Below are 22,427 nucleotides of genomic sequence, written 5' to 3'. Positions count from 1 at the left end.
CCTGCCGGCTGTGAGGTCACGCCTTGAGCCCCACGCCGGCGAAGCCGACGAAGGCCGCGGGGTCCTCTTCGTGACCTGCCGGGGTGTCCGGATGCCAGTCGGGCATCGAGACCAGACCGGGTTCGATGAGCTCGAAGCCCTCGAAGAACGCGGCCACCTCGGAGCGCGTCCGCATGATCAGCGGGGAGCTGGCCTTGCGGTAGACGCCCTGGACGCCGCCGCCCTGCTCGGGCGAGATGGGGCCGCCCTCGGTCGAGGCGTGGGTGAGTACCAGCAGGCTGCCGGGGGCGAGCGCGTCCCGCAGCTCGGCCACCGCGGCGGCCGGGTCGTCCTCGTCCGCCAGGAAGTGGAGGACGGCGACGAGCAGCAGCGCCACCGGCCGGTCGAAGTCGAGCAGTTCGGTGGCCTCGGGGCTGGTCAGGATGTTCTTGGGGGTGCGCAGGTCGGCGGCGGCGATCCGGGCCGTCGGGTTGCCGTCGAGCACCGCCCGGCTGTGCGCCACGGCCACCGGGTCGCTGTCGACGTAGAGCACCCGGGCGCCGGGGCTGGCGGCCTGGGCGACCTCGTGCACGTTGCCGAAGGTGGGTATGCCGGAGCCGATGTCCAGGAACTGGGTGATGCCCTGGTCGACGGCGTAGCGGACCGCCCGGCGCATGAACGCGCGGTTGGCCTGCATGATCTTGGGGAGCCCGGGAAAGATCTCCATGGCCTGGCGGGCGGCCTCGCGGTCCACCTCGAAGTTGTGCGAGCCACCGAGGTAGTAGTCGTAGATACGCGACACACTCGGCACCGACAGGTCAATACCCTGGGGTGCCCAGGCGGGACGCTCCATCACGGTCTCCAGCTCATCAGATGATCTTGGACTGACCAAGATACCGGCCTGCTCTCGAGCCGAGGCTATCGATCACCCGGGCGAAGCGGAATATCATCCGGAAATGGTCCGTCCGTTTTCGGCGAGAACTCCCGGCATATGCACCTGCCAAAACGCGCAGCTGCGGATTCGCGCACATGTGCGGGCCCACCGGCCGACGGCCGGTGGGCCCGCACATGTCAGCTGTCCCGGCAGCGTATGCCGTGACCGGGCTTCAGTGAAAGGTCAGCAGGCGCCTTCGTCCACCCAGACACCCCATTCGCCGGTGGTGCCGGGCTCCTCGTTCTGAGTCCACCACTTGGCCTTCCACTTGTGACCGTTGTGGGAGACCTCATTGGTGTTCACGTATATCGCAGTACTGCTCCACGCCGCTACCGTGCACTGGCCGGGCGGGTTCGTCGGAGGCGTGGTCGGGGGCGTCGTCGGAGGGTTCGTGGGCGGCGTCGCGCCGGCGAACTTCACCGAGAACTTGGCGAATTCCCAGGGGGTCTGCGCAACGCTGCTGCAGACTCCGGAAGTGGTTCCGTTGTCCGGCGGGGTGCACTGACGGTCACGGTTGAGTGACCAGAAGGTGAACCGGCCCATTCCGTGACCGGTCGCGTAGTCCAGCACCGTCTGGAAATCCGCCTGGCGGAAGTACTCGCCGGTGTCGCTGCGGCCGTTCATTCCGGAGAAGCCCTCGTGGGCGTAGGCCGTGGCGGCGTTCCAGCCGAACGTCGTCTGCAGGATCGAGTTGAAGTTGGTGAGTGCGCTGGTCTGCGCCGCCGCCCCGTTGAAGCCGCCGTCGAACGGCATGATCGAGAAATTGTTGGGCGTGAAGCCCTGGGCCTTGGCCTCGTTCAGCATCTGCTTGCCGAACCAGCCGGTGCCGTCGGCGGTGCCGGCCGTGGTCACCGAGACGTAGAGGCCGGGGTTGTTCTGCTGGAGGATCTTCGCGGCGCCGATCTCGTGGGAGATCGCGGTGGCGTTCTCGTACTCCGGTTCCTCGAGGTCGAAGTCGATCGCCTTCAGCTGGTACTTGGTGATGACCTGCTGGTACGCGGCGGCGGTCGCCGCCGAGGTGGAGCAGGCCTGGCCGAGCTTGGTGCCGCCGTAGCCGCCGATGGAGACGGAGACGTCACCGCCCTTGGCGCGGATCCCGCTGATCACCGAGGCGACCGCGGTGTCGGAGGAGACAGCGGCGGTGCCGTCCCAGGTCGGGTCGCAGCCGCCGCCGTTGGGGGCGAGGATGAACGCGAGCTGGAACGCCTTGAGCCCGGTGGCGTCCATGATCGCCCCGGCGTCGGGGGGATTGTTGTCGCGGGGCATCAGATACGGCGCCGCCGCGTACCAGTTGTTGCCCAGGGCGGCCGCCGACGTCTCGGCACCGGACGCCTGGCCCGTGCCGAGCGTGGCGGCTGCGGCGAGGCCGGCCGCCGCGAGGGTGGCTGCCGCCACCCCGGAACAGAGTGCTTTGAGGCGCTTCACGTCGTACCTCCTGTGGGGGGAAACGCAGCCAGAATCCAGCTGTGACGCGAACTCGTCAAGGCTTTGGACTAGACCTAGGACTAAACCACTAGAGGCCTGCGACCTGGCGTGCCGTCAGATTCCGAAGACGATCGACGCGTTGTCGTGGCACACGGCGCGCAGCCAGGCGTCTCCGAGGCCGAGTCGTTCGAGCGACTCCAGGCCATGGGCGTAGGAGTACGGGATGTTGGGGAAGTCGCTCCCCCACAGGATCCGGTCGCCGAGGTCCGCGAGCCGCGGGAGCTCCGCTCGTGGCAGCGGGGCGGACTCCTCGGAGAAGTCGGTGAACGCCATCGTCGTGTCCAGCAGGACCCCGGGGTGGCGTTCCGCCAGGTCCAGGAAGGCGGTGTAGTCGGGCATCCCCATGTGCGCGACGACCAGCCGCAGCCGGGGATGCCGGGCCAGCACCCGGGCCATCGGGCCGGGGCCGGTGAACTTGCCGGGCACCGGCCCGGACCCGCAGTGGGTCACCACCGGGATGCCCGCCTCGGCCAGCAGCCCCCAGACCGGCTCCAGCCAGGCGTCGTTGGGGTCGTAGGCCCCCACCTGGACATGCGACTTGAAGACCCGGGCGCCGCCCTCGACGGCCGCGCGCACATAGTCCGCGGCGCCCTCCTCCGGGAAGAAGGTGGCGGTGCTCAGACAGTCCGGCGTCCGGGCGGCGAAGTCCGCCGCCCAGCTGTTCAGCCAGCCGGCCATTCCCGGCTTGTGCGGGTAGACCATCGATGTGAACGCCCGGACGCCGAACCCGCGCAGCACCGCGAGCCGTTCGTCCTCCTGGTGGCGGTAGGTGATGGGCCAGCGGCGGCCGACGAGCGGCCCGGCGGCGTCGAAGTACGCCCACACCTTGTCCAGTACGCGTTCCGGCATGAAGTGCGTGTGCACATCGATCAGCCCCGGCAGCCCCAGCCCGCGCCAGAACGCGGTCACCCGTGCGTCGTCCGCGCCTGTCTCCACCATGCGGGGGCCCTCCGCCCGTTCCGTACGGTCCTGGCCCGTCCGGTCCCAGGGTCCGTCGGGGACATGATCGCAGAGCGGCCCGGGCCGGTGGCGGGCCGCCCGGGGGAGGCCACCGGCCCGCCACGCCGCTTGGGTTCAGGCGGGCGTTCCGGCTTCGACCGCCGGGTTCAGGCGGGCGTTCCGCCTTCGGCCGCCGACTTCAGGGCGTCGAGCCAGTCGACGAGCGAGGCCGTGAGCCCGGCCCGCATCCCGTCGGGATCGGCCCGGACGGGTTCGCCGTCCCAGGACTCCCGGGTCCGCACCACGACGCCGCCGGCGCCCGGCTCGAACGTCCAGACGTGGATGCCGATGATGCCGTGGGCCGGGCCGCCCCAGGCGATGCGGCCCATCGGGGTGAGCTCGCCGATGGTGGAGGTGATCGTGAGGCCGGCGGTCTGCCACTCGAAGACCCCTCCCACCTCCAGTTCGGTGGTCAGGCGGGCGCTGGTGATGCCGGGGTTCCAGCGCGGCCAGGAGCCGATGTCGGTGTGCAGCCGCCAGATCGTCTCCAGCGGGGCGTCGATGGTGACGGTGAGGTCGGCGATGGCCGGGGCCGCGTGATCGATGTCCATGATGTCCTTCACTTCTTCCGGTTGTTATGGTCAATCGCTTTAGTTACACACTATAACAGTTGCTAAGATGGGTCACGCAACCCCAGGAGAGGAAACACTTCGTGATGGCGGCAGCCGAGGGCCCACGGGCCCGGTTCCGGGAGCAGACGCGCAACGAGATCAAGGTGATCGCCCTGCGGCAGCTGGCCGACGGGGGTACCGACGGGGTCGCGCTCACCCGCATCGCCAAGGAACTGGGCATGTCGGGGCCGGCCCTCTACCGCTACTTCGCGAGCCGCGACGATCTGCTCAGCGCCCTGATCCGTGACGCCTACGACGATCTGGCGACAGCCATCGAGCAGGCCGTCGCGGCCGGCTCCGAGGCCACGTCACCGCGCGCCCGGCTGCATGCGCTGGCCGGGTCGTTCCGGGCCTGGGCCGTCGCCGACCCGCACCGCTACCTGCTGATCGCGGCTACCCCGGTGCCCGGCTACACCGCCCCGCCCGACACCCTGCTGCGCGCCCGCGCAGCGCTCGGCCCCTTCATGAAGGTCTTCGTCCAGGGACGGCCGAAACCGGCCATGGAGATGCTGGTGGGCCAGATGGAGGCCTGGGCCGAGCGGGATCCCGCGGTGGCCGGATGGTTCGCGGAGCACACCGGGCCCTGGGACCCGCCGGAGTCGGCGGCTTCGGCGGCTTCGGCGGCCGGCAGGGGCACGGCTCTCGCCGGCGCCGTGCTCACCTGGTCCCAGCTGCACGGATCGGTCAGTCTCGAAGTATCGTCCCAGTTCAGCGGCATGGGCCACAGCCCGTCGACGCTGCTCCTGGCCTCCCTGGACGCCCTGGCCGACGCCTTCGGCCTTCCCCCCGTCTAGGTCGGGTCGCAATTGTGGGTCCGGCGGCGGATCCTGGCCCCATGGGAAACACCTATCGGGGCTGGGCAACAGTGATCGCCGACGGGACCGGAACCGCGGTCGAGGCCGATCTGTACGCGATTCAGGAAAAGGGCCGCCTTTCGGCCTGGCACGGCAGCCTCCACACCGGCGCGGGCCCGAGCCCGTGGGCGGTGCGCGGCAAGACGCTGGACCTGCGGCTGCCCAACGGGCGGCAGGGAGAGTGCGTCATCACCAAGGTATTTCCGGAGACGGGACGTGCCGAAGTGACCGGGAACGGGCCCGTGCCGTTCGGATCGGAGCACGAGAGGTAGTCACCGCGGCCGGCCGCATCGGAGGGGACCCGGCGGGACGGGTCCCCCGCCGGCGCTGCCGGAGGAGACCCGTCCGTGATCAGCGGATGCCGACGGCGGCCAGCGCGCGGCGCTGTCCGGGGCTCGGGTGGGCCGGCCAGTAGAGGTAGCAGACGCCGCCGGTCCCGCTGCTGACGTTGCCCGAGGCGTTGTAGCGCTTGGTCCGCAGCCAGATCGTCTCGAACTGCGCCCGCCGGTAGACGTTGCGCACCACGTCGTCGCCGGCGCTGGCCGGGTCGTTGGCCACCACGTCGCCCTCCGCGGTGAAGCCGGCGATGCACATCAGGTGGCCGGAGGTGCCGTAGCCGGCGCCGTCCAGCTCGGTGGCGAGGAAGGACTGGGACGTTATCACCGGGATGCCGGCGCGGATCAGCCGTTCGACGTCGTTCAGCGAGTGCAGACGGGTGATGACGCCCTGCAGGTCAGGGTAGGTGGCGGCATAGGCGGCGTTGAACGGCCAGTTGCCGCAGCCCTGGTACTGGTTGTCGTACGTGAAGCGGGCCGCGTGGTCGACCTGCGGATCGGCGAAGGCCGGGTTCACCCACGCGAGGTCGGCCGCCGAGGGCTTGCGGCCCCAGTACTCGATGACCATCTCCGACGAGGTCGGGCTGCACCAGGCCTCGCCGCCGTTGTCGTACTCCGGGTACTGGCCCTTGTGGATGTTCTGCGAGTAGCGCGGCACCGGGAGTTCGATCCCGGCGCCCGCGCCGGGGACCGAGGCCGGGACGGTGAAGCGGTCGGGGATGGTGGAGGCCATCGCGCCCAGCCGCCAGAGCGTCGGGGTGAGCCGGCTGCCGGGCTTGCGGTAGAGGGTCACCCGCAGCCGGTACGAGGCGAGCAGCGGTCCGGCCGCCGCGTCGTCGATGGAGAAGGTGTCGGTCCAGATGCTGCTCCTGCCGTCGGTCTGGTCGTCGACCGAGGTGCGCTTGATGTCACCGTCGCCGGAGGCCCAGCGGCCCATGACGTAGGCGGGGGTGGCGGTGCCGTCGGTGTAGGTGCCGAGCAGCTCGACCTGCAGCCAGGTGCCGGCCGGGGTACGGGCGTTCCACGAGGAGATCAGTTCGCTCGCGGGGTGCCGCAGGGTGTGCACCGGGGAGGTCCAGGTGGCGGAGTCCCAGGTGGAGGTGGTGCCGGTGTGCGGGTCGGTGTAGTCCAGCGAACCGCTGGGCCGGTCGATGACCAGGCCGGGCCGTACCCCGGGCACCGGGCGGGTGCCGCCGCGTTCGCCGCACCGCCAGTCGGTGTACGAGGTCCAGCCGGTGTAGTCCACCGGCGCGCTGTCGGCCGGGGTGCCGTGGGCGGGGGCGCCCCGGTCCGCGGCCACCGCGTCTCCCGGTCTCCCGGCGGCTCGCGGGGCGGCGGCCGCCCGGGTCGCGGGAGCGGCCGCGGTGGCGGCCACCGCGGCGAGCGCGGCGGCCAGGACGGTGCGCCGCGGAGCGGGTCTGGTCATGGCGGTGTTCCCCTCGCTGTGAACGACGGAGTCGGTCCTGCCGTGTCGGCGGGCACGCGGCGGATGCGCCTTACTATCGCGGCTCCTCCGGCCTTTCTGCCAGGGTTTCCGGCGCGTGCCACCGACCAACATTGGATCAGACCACTGGCGCTATCCCGGCAGGACCACGAGGTCACGGCCCGTCAGGTTCAGCCGCTCGCCGGAGTTCTCGGTGCAGACCGCGATGTCCTCGATACGGGCGCCGAACCGGCCGGGGAGGTAGATGCCGGGTTCGATGGAGAAGGCCATGCCCGGCTCCAGCGGGCGCTCGCTGCCCGCCACGATGTACGGCTCCTCGTGCGTCTCCAGGCCGATGCCGTGCCCCGTGCGGTGGATGAAGTGCTCGCCGTACCCGGCGCCGGCGATGATGTCGCGGCCGACCGCGTCCAGTGCCTCGGCGGTGATCCCCGGGCGCACCGCCTCGACCTGCGCGTGCTGGGCGCGCTGCAGCACGTCGTACAGCTCCCGGAAGTCGGGGTGCGGCTTGCCGACGGCGTAGGTGCGTGTCGAGTCGGAGCAGTAGCCGTCCTCGGTGGTGCCGCCGATGTCGACCACGACGGGATCGCCGGTCCTGACGACCCGGTCGGAGACCTCGTGGTGCGGGCTCGCGCCGTTGGGTCCCGAGGCGACGATGACGAAGTCGACGGTGACATGGTCCGTCGCGAGGATCGCGTCCGCGATGTCGCGGGCGATCTCGCGTTCGGTGCGGCCGGGCCGCAGCCACTCGCCCATCCTGCGGTGCACCCGGTCGATCGCGGCCCCGGCCCGCCGCAGCGCCGCCACCTCGGCCGGGCTCTTGCGCATCCGCAGCTCCTGCAGCACCTCGCCGGCCAGCACCGCCTCGGCCCGCGGCAGCGCGGCGGTGAAGGCGAGCAGCTTCTCGGCCCACATGTGGTTGTCGACGGCGACCCGGCGGACGCCGGCCGGCAGCCGGCCGGCAATCAGCTCGTAGGCGTTGTCGGTCTCGGCGAAGCCGGTGATGTCGATGCCGAGGCCGCCGACGGGCGAGGCCAGCGCGGCCGGCCGCTCCAGGGCGGGGACGACGAGGAACGCGTCGCCCTCGGTGGGCACCACCAGGCAGGTGAGCCGCTCCAGCGGCAGCGCCTGATAGCCGGTGAGATAGCGCAGATCGGCGCCCGGCGAGATGAGCAGGGCGTCCAGACCCGCGCCGGCGGCGGCCTTGCGGGCGAGTTCGAGGCGCTCGGCCGGATACAGCCCGGCGGAGTCGGCGGCGGAAGCTGAGGAGTCGGTCACGCGTCACACGGTAGACGCCCCTGGCGTCCGGCGGAGGGCGGCCGGCAGGACGCGTCGCGGCCCCGGCCGCGCCGTGCCCGGGGCTCGCTACGCTGGGCCCGATGAACGATCAAGCCGCCCCCGCCCCGAGCGACCCGCTGGCGGAGTTCGCCGCGCATCTGCGGGAGCTGCCGCCGTCGTGCGGCCCGGTCCGGATCGTCGCCGTGGACGGGCACGCCGGCTCCGGCAAGACCACGTACGCCGCCCGGCTCGCCGGCGCGCTCGGCGGAGCGCCCGTCGTCCATCTGGACGATCTGGCCACCCATGACGAACTGTTCGCGTGGACCGGGCGGTTGCGGGAGCAGGTCCTGGAGCCGCTGGCGGCCGGCCGGACCGCCCGGCACGGGGTCTACGACTGGACGCGGCGGCGCTTCGACGGCGTCCGTGAGGTACCCCCGGCACCCGTCGTCCTCCTGGAGGGCGTCGGGAGCGGACGGGCCGCCCTCCGACCGCTGCTGTCGCACCTGCTGTGGCTCGAGGTCTCCCGTGAGACGGCGAGGGACCGCGGACAGCTGCGGGACGGCCCGGAGATGGGCGCGTTCTGGTCCTCCTGGATGCGGGCGCAGGACGCGCACTTCGTGTCCGATCCCTCACAGCCCTTCGCGGACCATCTGGTACTGCTGAGACCAGAGGGATACACGATGCTTCCGGGGCCCGGGAGGCGCTCCCGAACACCATGATCCCTCACGGACGGTGACCGATTACCGCCGGTGCGCTGCCACTTCCCGATGGCCTCGACGGAGCCCTCCGGAGCGGCTTGACCGGGGGGTGTACAGGAATTACGTTCTCAATAAGCGGTCAGTGCGGGCCGCTCCCATGATCCGAAGCCCCCGGTTGTTCCCCCGTGACCGGGGGCTTCGCTGCGTCCCGGCCCGGTCCAGCGGGCCCGTCGGCCCTTTTTCCCTCACCCACTGTCACCACCCGGAGTCCGTGCGTCGAACGGCGCGGGCCCGAGGGGACCGCTGCGCCGCTCTACGGCACCGCCGTCATCGCAGGTACGATGCGAACGGGGTGCGGTGGCAGGCGGGGGCAACACTCCCCTGCGCCAACTCCCTTCCCGGTCCTCAGGGTTGGGACGGGGTACGCAGCAAGCCGCGGGGGAACGGTTGGTGGGGACCTGATGGACTTCGGGACAGAGCGCTCGGGCGCCCCCGCCGGCCTCGCCTGGCTGCGCGCCGTGGACGCCTACACCGTCGGGGCGTACGCGCAGGCCGAGGAGGAGTTCCGGGCCGCCGTGCGGCTCGATCCGGGCATGGCGGACGCCTGGCTTGGCCTGCACGCGCTGCGCGCGGACACCTCGACGGCGCTGCTCCAGATGTACCGCCACCGGGACCGCTTCGGCGAGGAGCGCCGGGCGCACCGCCGGTCGATCAACTCCTGGTACTGGCTCGGCTGGTGGGTGCAGCCGGTGCTGGAGTCGGACCGCGATCTGCTGCTCGCGCACGCCTCGCACTGGCTGGACGGCCGGCATGTCGCCGAGCTGGACCGGGCGCTGGCCGAGTGCCCGCCCGTCGACACCGACCGGCAGGTCCGCTTCCTGCACGCCTGCCGGGCCTATCTGGTCAAGGACTGGGAGCAGCTGGTCCGCAACACCGAGCCGCTGCTGGGCGATCCGGTGCTCGGCATCGAGGCGGGTCTGTTCGGCGGGATGGCCCGCGTCCGGCTGGAGCTGTGCGGGCAGGCCGAACCGCTGCTGGCCGCCGCGCTGATGCGCTGCCGCAGCGAGCAGCCGCAGCGCAAGGAGCTGCGCTACTGGCTGGCCCGCGCCTACGAGGGCACCGGCCGCACCGCCGCGGCGCAGCCGCTGTACCGGGCCGTGCACCGGGTGGACCCGGCGTTCATGGACACCGCCGCCCGGCTGGCGGCGATCAACGAGTCCGACGGGCTCGACGAGGGCGCGGGTGCCGGTCTGGCGGCCGTCTCGCTGTCCGGCCTCGGCCAGGCCTCCCCCGATGTGCTGGACGGCCCGGACTCCGCCCTGTTGACCGGTGAGCCGATGGACGGCCGCGGCCCCGGCACCGAACTGGAGGAGCCCGCGCTGACGCTCGGCCCGCCGGACGACGATGTACGGGAGAAGGCCGGGGTGGCGTCCATGGCGCCGCCGCTGTCGATGACGGCGCCGGACCCGATGCTGCTCGGCCAGGCGCTCGCCGAACTGGACCGCATGGTCGGCCTGGAGCCGGTGAAGCGGCAGGTGCGGGCGCTGTCGGCGCAGCTGCGGATGGCCCGGCTGCGGGCCGGCCAGGGGCTGCCCGTGCAGCCCCCAAGCGTCACTTCGTCTTCTCCGGCCCGTCCGGCACCGGGAAGACCACCGTGGCCCGGATACTCGGCCGGGTCTTCTACGCGCTCGGGCTGCTCGGCGGCGATCATCTCGTCGAGGCCCAGCGGTCCGACCTGGTGGGCGAGTTCCTGGGGCAGACCGCGGTCAAGGCCAACGAGCTGATCGATTCCGCGCTCGGCGGGGTGCTCTTCGTGGACGAGGCGTACGCCCTGTCCAACTCCGGCTATTCCAAGGGCGACGCCTACGGCGACGAGGCGCTCCAGGTGCTCCTCAAGCGCGCCGAGGACAACCGCGACCGCCTGGTGGTGATCCTCGCCGGCTACCCGGAGGGCATGGACCGGCTGCTGGCGGTGAACCCCGGGCTCAGCTCCCGCTTCACCACCCGGGTCGACTTCCCCAGCTACCGGCCGCTGGAGCTGACCAGGATCGGCGAGGTCCTCGCCGCGGACAACGGCGACCACTGGGACGAGGAGGCGCTGGAGGAACTGCGGGCCATCAGCGCCCATGTCGTCGACCAGGGCTGGATAGACGAACTGGGCAACGGCCGGCTGCTGCGCACCCTGTACGAGAAGAGCTGTGCCTACCGCGATCTGCGGCTGTCGGACTACCCCGGCTCGCCCAACCGCGACGATCTGTCGACGCTGCGGCTCCCCGACCTCATGCAGGCCTACGGCGAGGTGCTGTCGGGACGCGGCCCGGGGGTGCCGCCGGGCGAACCGGCCGAGTAGACCGGTCCGCCACGGCGGCAGGCGACAGGCGTCAGATCCGTCCGGCGATCGTCGGCAGCTCGCGGTGCGCCGGGTCGCGGACCTCGCCGACCAGCATCTCCAGGACGTCCTCCAGCGCGACCAGTCCGATCGGGCGGCCCTCGGCGTCCGCGACCGCCGCGAGGTGCGACGCCGCGCGCCGCATCTGGGTGAGCGCGTCGTCCAGCGGCAGGTCGGCGCGGAGCGTCGCCATCGGGCGCCAGAGCCGCTGCGGCACCGGGTGGCTGCCGTCCTCGACGTCCAGGACGTCCTTGACGTGCAGATAGCCGAGATAGGCGCCGTCGGGGCCGGCCACCGGGAACCGTGAGTACCCGGTGTGCACCGTGAGTTCCTCGACCTGGCGCGGGGTCACCGACGGATCCACCGTGATCAGCTCGGCGGGGCGCAGCAGCACCTCGATGACCGGGCGGGTGCCCAGCTCCAGGGCGTCCTCCAGGCGTTCCTGCTCGTCGTGGTCGAGCAGCCCGGCCCGCCGGGCGTCCTCGACGAGCACCGTCAGCTCCTCGCTGGTGAAGACGGAGTCGACCTCGTCCTTGGGCTCGACCCGGAACAGCTTCAGGATCAGCCGCGCGCAGCTGCCCAGTACGGTGATCACCGGCCGAAACACCCGGGCGAAGGCCACGAGTCCGGGGCTGAGCCACAGCGCGGTCTTCTCCGGGGCGGCCATCGCCAGGTTCTTCGGCACCATCTCGCCGATCACCAGGTGCAGCGAGACCACCACCGCGAGCGCCATGACATACCCGACCGCGTGCGCCAGCCCCTCGGGCATCTGCGCGGCCTCGAAGAGCGGTTCCAGCAGATGGGAGATGGTCGGCTCGGCCACCGCGCCCAGGGTGAGCGAGCAGACGGTGATGCCGAACTGGGCCGCCGCCATCATGCGCGGCAGGTTCTCCAGCCCGTGCAGGACGGTACGGGCCCGCCGGTGTTCCGCGGCGAGCGGTTCGATCTGGCTGCGGCGTACCGAGACCAGGGCGAACTCCGCGCCGACGAAGAAGCCGTTGGCGAGCACCAGCAGGACGGCGAAGAGCAGCTGGAGGACGCTCATCGGGCGGCCCCCTGGTCGTCCTGGGTGCCGGCACCAGTGCCGGTGCGCACGATGCGCACCCGTTCCGCCCGGTGGTGGGAGACCTCCCGGACCCGCAGCTCCCAGTCGGGCAGCACCGCGGTGTCACCGGGTTCGGGGATCCGCGCCAGCAGGTCGGCGACGAGCCCGGCGACCGTCTCGTACGGGCCCTCCGGGGCCTGCAGCCCGATCCGGGCGAGCGTGTCCACCCGGCAGCCGCCGTCGGCGTCCCAGGCCGGCAGGCCGTCCTCGGCCGCGGCCTGCGCCAGTTCCGGCAGGTCCACGGCGTCGTGCTCGTCGCGCACCTCGCCGACGAGTTCCTCGATGATGTCCTCCAGGGTCACGACACCGGCCGTGCCGCCGTACTCGTCGACGACGACGGCGATCGGCTGCTGGCTGCGCAGCAGTTGCAGCAGCTGCCGTCCCGCCAGCGTCTCCGGGACCAGCAGCGGCGAGACCGAGATCCGGCCCACCGGGGTGCGGTCGCGCAGCGGGGCGGCGACGGCGAGGGCGTTCTTGAGGTGGACCATCCCGATGATGTCGTCCAGCCGCTCCCGGTAGACCGGGAAGCGGGACAGGCCGGTGGCCCGGGTGAGGTTGAGGACGTCCGCGGCGGTGGCGGTGTCCTCCAGCGCGCTGACCCGTACCCGTGGCGTCATCACGTTGGCGGCCGTCAGGTCGCCGAGCGACAGGGTACGGACGAACAGGTCGGCGGTGTCCTGCTCCAGGGTGCCGGCCTGCGCCGAGTGCCGGGCGAGGGAGACCAGTTCGCTGGGGGTGCGGGCCGAGGCCAGCTCGTCGGCGGGCTCGACGCCGAGCATCCGCACCAGCCGGTTGGCGATCCGGTTGAGCACTTCGATGACCGGCCGGAAGGCGGTGGAGAACACCCGCTGCGGGCCGGCCACGAACCGAGCCACCTGCAGCGGGCGGGAGACCGCCCAGTTCTTGGGGACGAGCTCGCCGACGACCATCTGGACGGCCGAGGCGAGCATCATGCCGATGACGACGCCGACCCCGGGGGCGGCGCGCTCGGGCAGTCCGGCCGAGGTGAGCGGGCCGGTGAGCAGCTGGGCCAGCGCCGGTTCGGCGAGCATGCCGACCACCAGCGAGGTGATGGTGATGCCGAGCTGGGTGCCGGAGAGCTGGAACGACAGCTTCCGCAGCGCGGCCACCACGCTCCGGGCCCGGCGGTCGCCCTCGGCGGCGGCGCGTTCCGCGGCCGGCCGGTCGACGGTCACGAGACCGAATTCGGCGGCGACGAAGAAGCCGTTGGCGAGGATCAGGACGAATGCCGCACACAGCAGCAACAACGAGGTGCTCATGCCGCCGCTCCGGAAGTTACGGGAACTCCGCTGGAGGGAGGGGCGGCGCAGGTACTACCAGACGATTTGGACATCGTCGTTTGGGTGTCACTCCTTGGGTCGGTGGGGCCCCGCGGGCAGTCTGCGGAAGCACTGCCCGACTCCAGAGTAATCAAGAGCGGGGCTCGGTCGGCAGCCCTACCTGGTGCCGGGCTGCCCTGTGCCGCGCGCTTCGGCCAGCGCCCGCAACTGGCGGGCGGCGCGGACCGCCTGGTCCCGGCCGCCACCGGGCTGGATGCCCATCGCGGCCAGGCTGGTGCCGTCGGTGAGGTCGAGATAGACCCACGGGTCGCCGGTCCGCAGATTGACCTTGACGACCTCGGCCCATTCCAGCCGGCGGCTGGCGACCAGGTTCACCACGGTGATCCCGTCGTCGTCGGCGACCACCTTGGGCCGGCTGAGCACCGCCAGCAGGGCGAAGATCAGCAGGCCGGTGATGATCATGGTGGCCCGGTCCCCCGGGCCCCAGGGCTGCGCCCCGCCGCTGGGCATCATCAGGGCGACGACGGTGAGCACGACGAGCAGGCCCGCCCCGACCGTCAGCAGCACCACGCGGGTGCGGACCGGACGGAAGGTGACGGGCAGCTCGGGCGGGACCGCCGCGGCGGACGGGCCGGGTTTGCCGGACATCACAGGCGGGCGGCGTGGATGCCGGTGGTGAGGATCGCCCGGGCGCCGAGCTCGTACAGCTCGTCCATGATCCGCTGGGCGTCGCGGCTGGGGACCATGGCGCGGACGGCGACCCAGCCCTCGTGGTGCAGCGGCGAGACGGTCGGCGACTCCAGGCCCGGGGTGAGGGCCACCGCCCGCTCGACCTGCTCCACGCGGATGTCGTAGTCCATCATCACGTAGCGGCGGGCGACCAGGACGCCCTGCAGCCGGCGCAGGAACTGCGCGACCTTGGGCTCCTCGCCGTCCACGCCGGTACGCCGGATGACGACCGCCTCGGACTCCATGATCGGCTCGCCGAAGACCGCCAGCCCCGCGTTGCGCAGCGAGGTACCGGTCTCGACGACGTCCGCGATGACCTGGGCGACGCCCAGCTGGATGGCGGTCTCGACGGCGCCGTCCAGGTGCACGACGGAGGCGGCGATGCCGTTGTCGGCGAGGTGCTTCTCGACGACGCCCTCGTAGGAGGTGGCGACCGTCATGCCCCCGAGGTCCTTGACCGACTCCGCCGTACCCGGCTCCGCGGCGTAGCGGAACGTGGAGCGGGCGAAGCCGAGCTGGAGGATCTCCTCGGCGTCCGCGCCCGAGTCCAGCAGCAGGTCACGGCCGGTGATGCCGATGTCGAGCCGGCCGGAGCTGACGTAGATCGCGATGTCGCGCGGCCGCAGGTAGAAGAACTCCACCTCGTTGTCGCTGTCGACGAGGACGAGCTCCTTGGACTCCTTGCGCTGCCGGTAGCCGGCCTCATGGAGCATCGCCGACGCAGGCCCGGAGAGTGAACCCTTGTTGGGAACGGCGATGCGCAGCATGAGGACAGCTTCCTTTGCGGTTCGGGGTGTTCGGGACGCGAGCGGCGGTGCGGTGCTGGTGCCGGCTCAGAGATGAGCGTAGACGTCGTCCAGGGAGATGCCCCGGGCGACCATCATCACCTGCAGGTGGTAGAGCAGCTGGGAGATCTCCTCGGCGGTGCGGTCGGCGCCCTCGTACTCGGCGGCCATCCACACCTCGGCGGCCTCTTCGACCACCTTCTTGCCGATCGCATGCACACCGCTGCCCACCAGGTCGGCGGTGCGGGAGGTACTGGGGTCGCCGGTGGCGGCCTTGTGCTGGAGCTCGGTGAAGAGCTCCTCGAATGTCTTCTTGGCCATGGTGGCTCACACCCTACGCGGAAGTGCCGGACGCTCAGCGCCAGGGTTCGGATACTGAACGCAGGATGGTCGCGGTGGCCACCGCGGCGGTGACCGCTTCGTGGCCCTTGTCCTCGTTCGACCCGGGGAGGCCGGCCCGGTCCAGCGCCTGCTCCTCGGTGTCGCAGGTCAGCACGCCGAAGCCGACGGGCACCCCGGTGTCCACGCTGACCTGGGTGAGGCCGGCGGTGACACCGTGGCTGACGTACTCGAAGTGCGGGGTGCCACCGCGGATGATCACGCCGAGGGCGACGATCGCGTCGTAGCCGCGGCCCGCCAGCACCTTGGCGACGACCGGCAGCTCGAAGCTGCCGGGCACCCGCAGGACGGTCGGCTCGTCGATGCCCAGCTCGGCCAGGGCGCGCAGCGCGCCCTCGACCAGGCCGTCCATGACCTGGACGTGCCACTGGGCCGCGATCACTGCCACGCGCAGGTCACCGCAGTTCTTCACGGTCAGCTCGGGGGCGCCCTTACCGCTCACGTCTCTCCTCAGTTCCGGTGCTCGTCGTACGGGTCGTACGGGGTGGTGCGGGTCGTACGGGGTCGTGCTGCTGGTGTTCCGACGGCTACTGGTTGCCGCAGGGGCTGGTCACGACCGGGTCGAGCCACGGCAGGTCGTGGCCCATCCGGTCCCGCTTGGTGCGCAGGTACCGCAGATTGTGCTCCCCCGCCACGACGGCCATCGGCTCGCGGGCGAGGACCTTCAGGCCGTGGCGGGTGAGCGCGTCGACCTTCTCCGGGTTGTTCGTCAGCAGCCGCACCGACCGCACCCCGAGGTCGGCGAGCATCTGCGCGGCGGCGCCGTAGTCGCGGGCGTCGGCGGGCAGGCCCAGTTCCAGGTTGGCGTCCAGAGTGTCGCGGCCGCGCTCCTGGAGCTCGTACGCGCGCAGCTTCGACAGCAGGCCGATGCCGCGGCCCTCGTGGCCCCGCAGATAGACGACGACACCGCGGCCTTCGGAAGCCACCCTTTCGAGCGATGCCTGGAGCTGCGGTCCGCAGTCGCAGCGCTGCGAGCCGAAGACGTCGCCGGTGAGGCATTCGGAGTGCACCCGCACCACGACGTCGTCGCCGTCGGCGAGGGCGCCGTCCGCGTCGAGGTCGCCGGCGATGAGCGCGATGTGCTCGATGCCGTCGGTGGTGCTGCGGTAGCCGTACGCCCGGAAGTCGCCGAAGGCGGTGGGCAGCCGGGTCGCGGCCTCGCGGCGCACGGTGGGCTCGGACGCCCGGCGGTAGGCGATCAGATCCTCTATGGAGATGATCGACAGGCCGTGCTTGCGGGCGAACGGCACCAGCTCGGGGAGCCGGGCCATGGTGCCGTCCTCACGGGCGATCTCCACGATGGCCGCGGCCGGCCGCAGTCCCGCCAGCCGCGCCAGGTCGACACCGGCCTCGGTGTGGCCGTTGCGGACCAGGACGCCGCCCGCACGGGCGCGCAGCGGGAAGACATGGCCGGGGCGTACGAAGTCGCCCGCGACGGAGGTGGGGTCGGCGAGCATCCGGATGGTGGTGGCCCGGTCGGCGGCGGAGATGCCGGTGGTCACGCCGTGCGCGGCGCTCGCGTCGACCGAGACGGTGAACGCGGTCTTCATCGACTCGGTGTTGGCCTCGACCATCTGCGGCAGTTCCAGCCGGTCGAGCTCCGGGACCTCCATCGGCACGCAGATCAGCCCGCGGCACTCGCTCATCATGAAGGCGACCAGCTCAGGGGTGGCCTTCTCGGCGGCGATGATGAGATCGCCCTCGTTCTCACGGTCCTCGTCGTCGACGACGACGACGGGACGGCCGGCGGCGATGTCGGCGATGGCCCGTTCGACCGGGTCGAGCGCGAGATCACCGTCGTGGTCGGCGTACCAACTCTGCAGCGCGGTCATGCTGTGGCTCCATCCGGGACGGTCCCGCTCGGCGCCCTGTCCGTCCGGGTCTGCAGCCACCAGGCGCGCAGACCGAGGACGACCAGGACGAAGTAGATGACATAGACCAGGCCCGAGAAGGCCAGCCCGTTGTTGAAGGCGAGGGGGACGCCGACCACGTCGACGGCGAGCCACGCGAACCAGAACTCCACCCAGCCGCGGGCCTGGGCGACCATGGCGGTCAGCGTGCCGACGAAGATGTACGCGTCGGGCCACGGGTCCCAGGACAGCTTCGGGTAGGCGGTGAAGAGCAGCGCCAGGGCGACGGTGCCGGCGGCGGTGCCGGCCACCAGCCAGGCCCGCTCGGTCCAGGTGGCGAACCGGACGGCCGGCCGGCCGCTCTCGCCCCGGCCGCGCCGCCACTGCGTCCAGCCCCACACCGCGACGGTGACGACCACGATCTGCTTGCCGATACCGCCGCTGAGGTGCGCGGAGGCGTACGCGGCGACCAGCACGAGGCCGGAGAGCAGCTGTACCGGCCAGGTCAGCAGGGAACGCCGCCAGCCGAGCGCCAGGGCGCCCAGGCCGAGCAGGTTCCCCGCCATGTCCGACCAGAGGATGTGCTGGTCGAACGCGGTGAACGCCTCGCCGTTGAGCCAGTCCAGCGCACTCATGGCGTGGCCTCCGTCCGGTTCGCGCCGAGCAGCCGCTCGACGTACTTGGCGAGTACGTCCACCTCGAGGTTGACCGGGTCGCCGGGCTGCTTGAAGCCGAGCGTGGTGAGCGCGAGGGTGGTCGGGATGAGGCTGATGGTGAAGTAGTCGGGGCCCGCGTCGACCACGGTGAGGCTGATGCCGTCGACCGTGATCGAGCCCTTCTCGACGACGTAGCGGGTCAGCTCGGCGGGCAGCGAGACCTTGACGATCTCCCAGTGCTCGGCCGGCTTGCGCTCGACGATGGTGCCGGTGCCGTCCACATGGCCCTGGACGAGGTGGCCGCCGAGCCGGCCGCCGAGCGCCATCGGGCGCTCCAGGTTGACGCGGGAGCCGGCGGCGAGCGCGCCGAGGCTGGAGCGGCTGAGGGTCTCGGCCATCACGTCGGCGGTGAACTCGCCGTCCCCGAAGTCCACGACGGTGAGACAGACGCCGTTGACGGCGATCGAGTCGCCGTGCTTGGCGCCTTCGGTGACGACAGGGCCGCGCACCCGGAAGCGGGAGGCATCAGCCAGCTCCTCGACTGCGGTGATCTCGCCCAGTTCTTCGACGATTCCGGTGAACACTCAGTTCTCCTCGGCGTGGGGATAAGCGGTGATGCGGAGGTCGGGACCGATGCGTACCGTCTCGGTCACATCGAGCCGCAACGCCTGCGTGATGGTGGTGATTCCGGCGTCGGCCAGCGCGGCGGGTCCGGCGCCGAGCAGGACGGGTGCGAGATAGCCGACGACCTTGTCGACGGCGCCCGCGGCCACGAAGGCGCCGGCCAGGGTGGGGCCGCCCTCCAGGAGCACGGAGCGGACCCCGCGCTCGTACAGGGCGGTGAGCAGGGCGGGGATGTCCAGTCCGGGGCCGGCGGCCGCGCGGGGCAGCCGGAGGGTCTCGGCGAGGCCGTCCAGGTGCGCGGTTCCGGTGTCCTGGGCGACCGCGATCAGGGTGGGCGCGGCGTCGTCGAGCACTCTGGCGCCGGGTTTGACGGTGGCGGCGGTGTCGACGACGACCCGCAGCGGCTGGGTGGCGCCGTCCCGGCCGCGCACCGCGAGGTGCGGGTCGTCGGCGCGCAGGGTGCCGGAGCCGGCGACGACGGCGTCCGCCTCGGCGCGCAGCCGGTGGACGTCGGCGCGGGACTCCGCGGAGGTGATCCAGCGGCTGGTGCCGTCGGCGGCGGCGATCCGGCCGTCGAGGGTGCTCGCGTACTTCCACAGCACGAACGGGCGGCGGCGGGCGAGGGTGGTCAGCCACACCTCGTTGCCGCGGGCGGCCTCGGCGGCGAGCAGTCCGCCCTCGACGTCGATCCCGGCGGCGCGCAGGGTCGCGGCGCCGCCCGTGGCGTCGGGGTTCGGGTCGGCGACCGCGTAGACGACGCGGGCGATGCCGGCCTCGATGAGGGCCTGGGAGCAGGGGCCGGTCCGGCCGGTGTGGTCGCAGGGTTCGAGGGTGACCAGCGCGGTGCCGCCGCGGGCCGACTCGCCCGCCGCGCGCAGCGCGTGGACCTCGGCGTGCGGGCCGCCGGCCCGCTGGTGCCAGCCCTCACCGACGGTGCGGCCCGCGGCGTCCAGGACGACGCAGCCGACGACGGGGTTGGGGCTGGTGGAGCCGAGCCCGCGGGCGGCGAGCTCGATGGCTCGGCGCATTGCCGCGATGTGGGCCGGAACTGCTGGGGCCACCGGGTCCTCCTGCCTCATAGGGCACGGACTCCGGGGCTGTCACGAAGGACAGGAAGCGGACGATGCACCAGGAGACGCCGAGGCCGGGAAACGGTTCGCCCGAAGGACGAGCCGACAGCAGCGGCGCACCGGTGATAGCCCGCCGCGCACTGCCTCCCATCCGGACTTTCACCGTCGGTCCAGGAGTTTCACCTGGTCAACCGGCCGCTGGCTGCGGACGGGTCGCGGACTGTAACCGCCGGTTCGGAATTACACCGACCCCGGAGTGCGCAAACGTCACTGATACATCTCTCAGTCTGCCACGTCCGATCACAGCACCGGTAGAGAGGCGACTGTGCTCTGGCTCACGAGAGGGGCGGGAATACGGTCCGGGAGGGGTTCCACGGGGGCGGCCGGGGGCGCGGTCAGGGTGCGGGGACGAACAGGTCCTCCTGGGCGGCGTCCATGGCGGAGAGCACGGCGCCGCGCAGCACCGCGCTGCCGGTGACCGTGCCGGCCCGTACGTCGGTGCTCAGCGGTGACATCAGCGGGAGCCGCTCCGCGACCCTCCCGGCCAGCGCCTCGCCGCCCGCCCGGCCGATCTCTCCGGCCAGCACCACGCAGCCGGGGTCGAGCACCGCGCAGACCGCCGCGGTGCCGATCGAGATCCGGTCGGCGAGCTCGTCCAGGAACACTGCGTTCCGCTCCCCCGGCCCGGGTCCGCGGGCCCAGCGGACGGCGGCCTCGGCCGTCTCGACGCCGTCGCCCGGGTCGGGGAAGCCGTGCCGGCGCGCGAGCGCGCAGACCGCGGCGGAGCCGGCCAGTGAGTGGAAGCCGCCCTCGCAGTCGGTGACGGACGGCAGCCGCGAGGTGCCGGGCACCGGCAGGAAGCCGATCTCGCCGGTACCGCCCGAGGCGCCGCGCCGCAGCTGTCCGTCGAGGACGACGGCCGCCCCGACTCCCGCGCCGAGCCACAGCAGGACGAAGGTGTGCTGGCCGAGGGCCGCGCCGACGCGCTGTTCCGCGATCGCGGCCAGGTTGCACTCGTTCTCCAGCAGGACCGGGATGCCGAGCCGGCCGCGTACCTCGGTGACCAGGTCGCCGTGCCAGGCGGGCAGCGCGCCGGTGGCGCGGAGCTGGCCGGTGGCGGGGTCGACGAGGCCGGGCGCCCCGAAGGCGACGGTGTGCAGCGCTGCCGCGCCCGCCTCGCGGGCGGTCCGTTCCAGCAGTGCGGTGCCGCGCCGTGTCACCTCCCGCGGGTCGTCGGTCGGGCCGACGGGCATGGCCGCGGTGCCGACGGTGCGGCCGAGCAGATCGGCGACGGTGATGCCGATGCTGTAGGTGCGGATGTCCACTCCGGCGATGTACGCGCGGTCGGCGACGATCGCGTAGAGCCGGGCGTTGGGACCGCGGCGGTCGTCCCCCGACGTGCCCACGACCTCGATCAGCCCGGCGTCCTGGAGCCGCTCGACCAGGTCCGCGACGCTGGGCCGGGACAGCCCGGTGAGGTTCTTCAACTGGGCGGCGGTCAGCGGCCCCTCGCTCTGCAGCAGCCCCAGCGCCAGCCGGTCGTTGATGACACGGGCCGTGCGCGGCGAGGCGGTGGGGCCGGGGAGCACGGGGCCGGTGTGCGCGCGGGTGGCGGTCATGCCGGGATCCTTCCAGACACGGGCCGTGGAACAGGCATCCGAAAAGCCATTTCTATCAGGCAGGCTACCTGATAGTTTACGCGCCATGACAAGTGCAGTGACGCGGAAGGCCGAACCGGGGCTCCGCCGGGCCCACATAGCCATCGCGACGGTGTTCGCCGTGCACGGCTCCGTCACCGGCAACTTCGCCACCCGGATTCCCTGGATCAAGGACCAACTGGACCTCAGCGCCGGCCAGCTCGGCCTGGCGCTGGTCTTCCCGGCCGTCGGCGCGTCGCTGGCGATGCCGCTGGCCGGACGGATCATGCACCGGTTCGGCTCCCGGGCGGCGCTGCGCGGACTGCTGGCCCTGTGGTGCGCGGCGCTGGCGCTGCCCGCCGCGGCCCCCGGGCTGGTCTGGCTCTGCGGCCTGCTCTTCGTCTACGGCGCCACGTCCGGCATGGCCGACGTGGCGATGAACGCGCTGGGCGTCGACGTCGAACAGCGCAAGGGAAAGTCGATCATGTCGGGGCTGCACGGCATGTGGAGCGCCGGCACCCTGGCCGGCTCGGCGATCGGCGTGGCCGCCGCACACGGCGGCGTCGACGCCCGGCTGCATCTGGCGGTCATGGCCGTGGTGCTGGTACCGCTCGGCTACGTCGCCTGCGCCGGCGCACCCGACATCCACCCGGAGCTGGAGGCGGAGGCGCCGCCGCGGTTCGCCCTGCCGCCGCGCTCCGCCCTGATCATCGGGGCGATCGGCTTCTGCGCGGTCTTCGCGGAGGGCGCGAGCATGGACTGGTGCGCGGTCTACCTCCGCGATGTCACCGGCGCCTCGGCCGGTGTCGCCGCGGCCAGTTACACGGCCTTCGCCTGCACCATGGCCGCGACCCGGCTCGCCGGGGACGCGGTGGTACGGCGGCTCGGCCCGGTGCGGACGGTGCGGGCCGGCGGTCTGCTCGCCGTCGTGGGCGGGCTGTTGGTGGTCGCGGCCGACGCGCAGCCGCTGGCCATCACCGGCTTCGCGCTGCTCGGTGTGGGCATCGCGGTGGTCGTGCCGCTCTGCTTCGCCGCGGCCGGGCACGCCGGCCCGGTGCCCAGCCAGGCCATCGCCGGTGTCGCGACCGTGACGTACACCTCGGGGCTGGTGGCCCCGGCCGCCATCGGGGTCATCGCCAACGCCAGTTCCCTGACGGCGTCGTTCGGCCTCGTGACGCTGCTCGCGGTGGGACTCGTGGTGGGCGCGGGGGTGCTGCGCCCGGCCGCCGGACGGGCCGTCGCCGCCCCGTCCGGCGGATGAGCGGGGG

General features: G+C 72.3%; 21 protein-coding genes, 1 pseudogene and 1 riboswitch. Of the genes and pseudogenes, 5 read left to right on the top strand and 17 right to left on the bottom strand.

Annotation, left to right across the window (positions count from 1 at the left end; genetic code table 11):
* Positions 1-16 precede the first annotated feature (16 nt).
* From LNW73_RS28040 to LNW73_RS28025, 4 genes are all read right to left on the bottom strand, one after another.
* A complete protein-coding gene (locus LNW73_RS28040) occupies positions 17-832 on the bottom strand; it encodes an SAM-dependent methyltransferase (protein ID WP_250974923.1) in 816 nt (271 codons plus the stop codon).
* A gap of 264 nt (positions 833-1,096) precedes the next feature.
* The gene (locus LNW73_RS28035) at positions 1,097-2,338 is read right to left on the bottom strand and encodes a carbohydrate-binding protein (RefSeq protein WP_250991781.1); all 1,242 of its coding nucleotides are present in this window, start codon (positions 2,336-2,338) and stop codon (positions 1,097-1,099) included.
* Positions 2,339-2,452: 114 nt separating this feature from the next.
* Positions 2,453-3,337: an amidohydrolase family protein gene (locus LNW73_RS28030; RefSeq protein WP_250974925.1), complete on the bottom strand. Its 885-nt coding sequence runs from the start codon at positions 3,335-3,337 to the stop codon at positions 2,453-2,455.
* A gap of 167 nt (positions 3,338-3,504) precedes the next feature.
* Positions 3,505-3,948 carry an SRPBCC family protein gene (locus tag LNW73_RS28025; RefSeq protein ID WP_250991780.1) on the bottom strand — a complete coding sequence of 148 codons (444 nt, stop codon included), beginning with the start codon at positions 3,946-3,948 and terminating at the stop codon, positions 3,505-3,507.
* 101 nt (positions 3,949-4,049) lie between these two features.
* Here LNW73_RS28025 and LNW73_RS28020 point away from each other — a divergent pair, with 101 nt between their 5' ends.
* On the top strand, positions 4,050-4,802 hold the full coding sequence (locus tag LNW73_RS28020) for a TetR/AcrR family transcriptional regulator (RefSeq protein ID WP_374118203.1): 753 nt from the start codon (positions 4,050-4,052) through the stop codon (positions 4,800-4,802).
* A gap of 41 nt (positions 4,803-4,843) precedes the next feature.
* Positions 4,844-5,134, top strand: a complete 291-nt coding sequence (locus tag LNW73_RS28015; protein WP_250974928.1) for a hypothetical protein — start codon at positions 4,844-4,846, stop codon at positions 5,132-5,134.
* Between the two features lie 79 nt (positions 5,135-5,213).
* Here the strand turns inward: LNW73_RS28015 and LNW73_RS28010 are convergent, their stop codons facing one another.
* Positions 5,214-6,623: a peptidase C39 family protein gene (locus LNW73_RS28010; RefSeq protein WP_250974929.1), complete on the bottom strand. Its 1,410-nt coding sequence runs from the start codon at positions 6,621-6,623 to the stop codon at positions 5,214-5,216.
* Between the two features lie 150 nt (positions 6,624-6,773).
* Positions 6,774-7,916, bottom strand: a complete 1,143-nt coding sequence (locus LNW73_RS28005) for a M24 family metallopeptidase (protein ID WP_250991778.1) — start codon at positions 7,914-7,916, stop codon at positions 6,774-6,776.
* Between the two features lie 101 nt (positions 7,917-8,017).
* Here LNW73_RS28005 and LNW73_RS28000 point away from each other — a divergent pair, with 101 nt between their 5' ends.
* Positions 8,018-8,635: a uridine kinase family protein gene (locus LNW73_RS28000; protein ID WP_250991777.1), complete on the top strand. Its 618-nt coding sequence runs from the start codon at positions 8,018-8,020 to the stop codon at positions 8,633-8,635.
* A 440-nt stretch (positions 8,636-9,075) separates the two neighbouring features.
* A pseudogene (locus LNW73_RS27995) lies at positions 9,076-10,964 on the top strand (AAA family ATPase).
* Positions 10,965-10,995: 31 nt separating this feature from the next.
* On the opposite strand, the gene LNW73_RS27990 reads toward LNW73_RS27995, so the two are convergent.
* From LNW73_RS27990 to LNW73_RS27940, 11 genes are all read right to left on the bottom strand, one after another.
* A complete protein-coding gene (locus tag LNW73_RS27990) occupies positions 10,996-12,048 on the bottom strand; it encodes a hemolysin family protein (protein ID WP_250991776.1) in 1,053 nt (350 codons plus the stop codon).
* Positions 12,045-13,388: a hemolysin family protein gene (locus tag LNW73_RS27985; protein WP_250974933.1), complete on the bottom strand. Its 1,344-nt coding sequence runs from the start codon at positions 13,386-13,388 to the stop codon at positions 12,045-12,047. The genes LNW73_RS27990 and LNW73_RS27985 overlap by 4 nt, the downstream gene beginning before the upstream one ends.
* Before the next feature lie 177 nt (positions 13,389-13,565).
* Positions 13,566-14,057, bottom strand: a complete 492-nt coding sequence (locus tag LNW73_RS27980; RefSeq protein ID WP_250974934.1) for a PH domain-containing protein — start codon at positions 14,055-14,057, stop codon at positions 13,566-13,568.
* A complete protein-coding gene (gene hisG, locus LNW73_RS27975) occupies positions 14,057-14,905 on the bottom strand; it encodes an ATP phosphoribosyltransferase (RefSeq protein ID WP_250991775.1) in 849 nt (282 codons plus the stop codon). The genes LNW73_RS27980 and hisG overlap by 1 nt, the downstream gene beginning before the upstream one ends.
* A 66-nt stretch (positions 14,906-14,971) precedes the next feature.
* Positions 14,972-15,244, bottom strand: a complete 273-nt coding sequence (locus tag LNW73_RS27970; protein ID WP_250991774.1) for a phosphoribosyl-ATP diphosphatase — start codon at positions 15,242-15,244, stop codon at positions 14,972-14,974.
* Between the two features lie 34 nt (positions 15,245-15,278).
* Positions 15,279-15,764 (bottom strand): 6,7-dimethyl-8-ribityllumazine synthase, encoded by a 486-nt coding sequence (gene ribH, locus LNW73_RS27965; protein WP_138353025.1) that lies wholly within the window; start codon positions 15,762-15,764, stop codon positions 15,279-15,281.
* 85 nt (positions 15,765-15,849) lie between these two features.
* A complete protein-coding gene (locus LNW73_RS27960; protein ID WP_250974936.1) occupies positions 15,850-17,154 on the bottom strand; it encodes a bifunctional 3,4-dihydroxy-2-butanone-4-phosphate synthase/GTP cyclohydrolase II in 1,305 nt (434 codons plus the stop codon).
* Positions 17,151-17,807 carry a nicotinamide mononucleotide transporter family protein gene (locus LNW73_RS27955; protein ID WP_250991773.1) on the bottom strand — a complete coding sequence of 219 codons (657 nt, stop codon included), beginning with the start codon at positions 17,805-17,807 and terminating at the stop codon, positions 17,151-17,153. Before LNW73_RS27955 ends, LNW73_RS27960 begins: the two co-directional genes overlap by 4 nt.
* Positions 17,804-18,412 carry a riboflavin synthase gene (locus tag LNW73_RS27950; protein WP_250991772.1) on the bottom strand — a complete coding sequence of 203 codons (609 nt, stop codon included), beginning with the start codon at positions 18,410-18,412 and terminating at the stop codon, positions 17,804-17,806. The genes LNW73_RS27955 and LNW73_RS27950 overlap by 4 nt, the downstream gene beginning before the upstream one ends.
* Positions 18,413-19,531, bottom strand: coding sequence for a bifunctional diaminohydroxyphosphoribosylaminopyrimidine deaminase/5-amino-6-(5-phosphoribosylamino)uracil reductase RibD (gene ribD / locus LNW73_RS27945; RefSeq protein ID WP_250991771.1), 1,119 nt, complete (start codon positions 19,529-19,531; stop codon positions 18,413-18,415).
* Positions 19,532-19,655: 124 nt separating this feature from the next.
* Positions 19,656-19,786: riboswitch (FMN riboswitch) on the bottom strand.
* A 131-nt stretch (positions 19,787-19,917) separates the two neighbouring features.
* Positions 19,918-21,141 (bottom strand): ROK family transcriptional regulator, encoded by a 1,224-nt coding sequence (locus LNW73_RS27940; protein WP_250991770.1) that lies wholly within the window; start codon positions 21,139-21,141, stop codon positions 19,918-19,920.
* Between the two features lie 85 nt (positions 21,142-21,226).
* On the opposite strand from LNW73_RS27940, the gene LNW73_RS27935 reads away from it, so the two are divergent.
* Complete coding sequence (locus LNW73_RS27935) at positions 21,227-22,420, top strand: MFS transporter (protein WP_250991769.1); 1,194 nt, start codon at positions 21,227-21,229, stop codon at positions 22,418-22,420.
* Positions 22,421-22,427: the final 7 nt, after the last annotated feature.

Source organism: Streptomyces sp. RKAG337 (genome assembly GCF_023701715.1).
Classification (GTDB): domain Bacteria; phylum Actinomycetota; class Actinomycetes; order Streptomycetales; family Streptomycetaceae; genus Actinacidiphila.
This window is presented reverse-complemented; position numbering and strand designations above follow the sequence as displayed.

Bases quoted from the DNA above. Each gene is read 5' to 3' on its own strand.
- LNW73_RS28040 (WP_250974923.1), bottom strand. From the start codon at position 832: ATGGAGCGTCCCGCCTGGGCACCCCAGGGTATTGACCTGTCGGTGCCG.
- LNW73_RS28030 (WP_250974925.1), bottom strand. From the start codon at position 3,337: ATGGTGGAGACAGGCGCGGACGACGCACGGGTGACCGCGTTCTGGCGC.
- LNW73_RS28025 (WP_250991780.1), bottom strand. From the start codon at position 3,948: ATGGACATCGATCACGCGGCCCCGGCCATCGCCGACCTCACCGTCACC.
- LNW73_RS28015 (WP_250974928.1), top strand. From the start codon at position 4,844: ATGGGAAACACCTATCGGGGCTGGGCAACAGTGATCGCCGACGGGACC.
- LNW73_RS28010 (WP_250974929.1), bottom strand. From the start codon at position 6,623: ATGACCAGACCCGCTCCGCGGCGCACCGTCCTGGCCGCCGCGCTCGCC.
- LNW73_RS28000 (WP_250991777.1), top strand. From the start codon at position 8,018: ATGAACGATCAAGCCGCCCCCGCCCCGAGCGACCCGCTGGCGGAGTTC.
- LNW73_RS27990 (WP_250991776.1), bottom strand. From the start codon at position 12,048: ATGAGCGTCCTCCAGCTGCTCTTCGCCGTCCTGCTGGTGCTCGCCAAC.
- LNW73_RS27985 (WP_250974933.1), bottom strand. From the start codon at position 13,388: ATGAGCACCTCGTTGTTGCTGCTGTGTGCGGCATTCGTCCTGATCCTC.
- LNW73_RS27980 (WP_250974934.1), bottom strand. From the start codon at position 14,057: ATGTCCGGCAAACCCGGCCCGTCCGCCGCGGCGGTCCCGCCCGAGCTG.
- hisG (WP_250991775.1), bottom strand. From the start codon at position 14,905: ATGCTGCGCATCGCCGTTCCCAACAAGGGTTCACTCTCCGGGCCTGCG.
- LNW73_RS27970 (WP_250991774.1), bottom strand. From the start codon at position 15,244: ATGGCCAAGAAGACATTCGAGGAGCTCTTCACCGAGCTCCAGCACAAG.
- LNW73_RS27960 (WP_250974936.1), bottom strand. From the start codon at position 17,154: ATGACCGCGCTGCAGAGTTGGTACGCCGACCACGACGGTGATCTCGCG.
- LNW73_RS27955 (WP_250991773.1), bottom strand. From the start codon at position 17,807: ATGAGTGCGCTGGACTGGCTCAACGGCGAGGCGTTCACCGCGTTCGAC.
- ribD (WP_250991771.1), bottom strand. From the start codon at position 19,531: ATGAGGCAGGAGGACCCGGTGGCCCCAGCAGTTCCGGCCCACATCGCG.
- LNW73_RS27940 (WP_250991770.1), bottom strand. From the start codon at position 21,141: ATGACCGCCACCCGCGCGCACACCGGCCCCGTGCTCCCCGGCCCCACC.
- LNW73_RS27935 (WP_250991769.1), top strand. From the start codon at position 21,227: ATGACAAGTGCAGTGACGCGGAAGGCCGAACCGGGGCTCCGCCGGGCC.